The following is a 1,876-nucleotide window of genomic DNA, read 5'->3' as shown; positions in this document are numbered from 1 at the left end:
CAAGTGGGTTATTTGGCGATGGTCAGTTTTCGGTTGATTATACCTGCAGTGGAGTGGACTCTGAGCAGATAGCTGCCGGAGGGCAGGTGGCTGAGGTCGAGTGTGAGGTCAAAGTGACCGGATGAGCTGGTCCATTCTCTGCGCAGGATAAGTTTTCCGGTAAGGTCAGTGACCTCAATGGGTAGGGCAGCCAGGTCGTCGGTGAAGGTTAATGAGAAGACACCGGAGCTGGGGTTGGGGAACACTTTAAGCAGGTTGGCCAGGCGGTTTTCGGCGATTCCGATGGCGAATTTCAGGGTATCGCAGTAGGTGGCAGAGCCACAAGAGTTGAACGCGGTGACGCAGACCGGGTAGACGCCATTTTGCGGGAAGGTGAAGGTTGGATTGGCATCACTGGAGTTGCCTGCTCCGCCGAAGTTCCAGTAGAGGGAGTCGGCATGTGTAGTTTGAGAGGTGAAGGATACGGTGTAGTTGGAGATGGTGTAGGTAAAGCTGACCGTTGGGGTATCGATGATGCTGATGGTCACTGGAGTTCGCACATCAGAGCAGGCTTCGGTGCCGAAGTGGATGTACCCGTTGAAGTTGCGCGGGGAGAAGGTGGAGCCGAAGGGATGGGATTTACCGATGCCTTCTTTCACATCGATGCGGGGGTGTGAGGCCAGGATGTTGCCCACGGCAGTACCGTTGGTATAGTTGACGGAGGCGCCGACGCGGGTCACATAGAAGGCATGAGTGCCCTGGGAGAGGGTGATGGGGTTGGTGAAGGTCAGTTTGGTAAAGGGGCCGGTCTGGGTGACGTTTACGTTGAAGGTTTGCAGCAGGGTCCAACCGGCGGCTGAGTTTTCAAATCCGACATGCGTTCCGGGGCGGTGATAGATTTCGAAGGTGGATTGCCCGGTGGTATTAGGGGATACGGTGAATCCGGTAATGGTCAGTGAGCCTCCTTTGATATCGACGTCAAACATGTTGCCGTTTTGGGAATTGCCAGCGGCAATGGTGGTGAGCAGGGAGTCAGCAGATTCCTGATAAGCCAGGTAGTAGGTGGCTGCCAGGTTGGATACGACCAAAGTATCACTCATTGAGATGGGAGTACCCCCAGTGGGCGCGTTGTACCATTCGTAGCCTACGCCGGGCAGAGGTCGGCCAATGAGGGTGGCAGAGGTATCGCCGGCACAGGCGGTTGCTGGCAGAGCTTGAGGTGCCGCGGGGATGATGACCATGTTGGTTTGGATGGAGTCATTGGCTGTGACCTGGTCATTGGTCAGGTTTACATAGGAGAGGGATTGCACCAGCCCGCCATTGGAGGTGTTGATGGTAGCCACTGAGATGGTGTCTGTGGCATTGGGAGGAATGGGAGTGGAATAGGTTCCGGTGATGGATTGGGTGATGTCGCCGGATACAATCAGTCCATAGGGAAGATTATTTATCGTATCAAAACCATTGTTTTTGACTACGAATTTTACATGTGTGTTGGTATCCCCACAGAAGCTGGCAGAGAGCCCGAGGACTTCTACCAGTTGGGCATCAAACTGGATAGGGGTGCAGATGGTCAGAGGACCGGTGAGCACTCCTGGGGTGCCATTGCAGATTTCTCTGAGATATACATGGAAACAGATACCGACGGGCAAGGGTGAGAGTTGATAGGTTTTGGTGGGGATGTTGTTGATGAGTGTACCCTGTCCGGTGGCCGGGGTGAAGCCTACGGGTCCCCATTCGATTTGAAATGTATCAGCGGTGGATTGCCAGCTGAGCAATGCGCCAGTGGGATAGACGCTATCGGCCTGAAAGGCCCATGCGCCAGTACAGGGTAACGGCGTGAACTCAATGGCACCTGGGTCAGGGGTTGTGGTTCTGGGGGTTCCGTTGATGTCGGTAG

The 1,876-nt window shown here is 54.8% G+C and carries 1 protein-coding gene; it reads right to left on the bottom strand.

Going from position 1 to position 1,876, the window contains the following annotated elements:
- Nucleotides 1–8: 8 nt before the first annotated feature.
- Nucleotides 9–1,876, bottom strand: a 1,868-nt coding sequence (locus DES35_RS11340) for a T9SS type A sorting domain-containing protein (protein ID WP_114366617.1), incomplete at its 5' end; no start/stop codon positions are given.

Origin of the sequence: Schleiferia thermophila (assembly GCF_003337435.1) — a bacterium.
Lineage (GTDB): Bacteria > Bacteroidota > Bacteroidia > Flavobacteriales > Schleiferiaceae > Schleiferia > Schleiferia thermophila.
The sequence above is the reverse complement of the archived record's forward strand: the minus strand, read 5'-3'. Positions and strand labels throughout refer to the sequence as shown.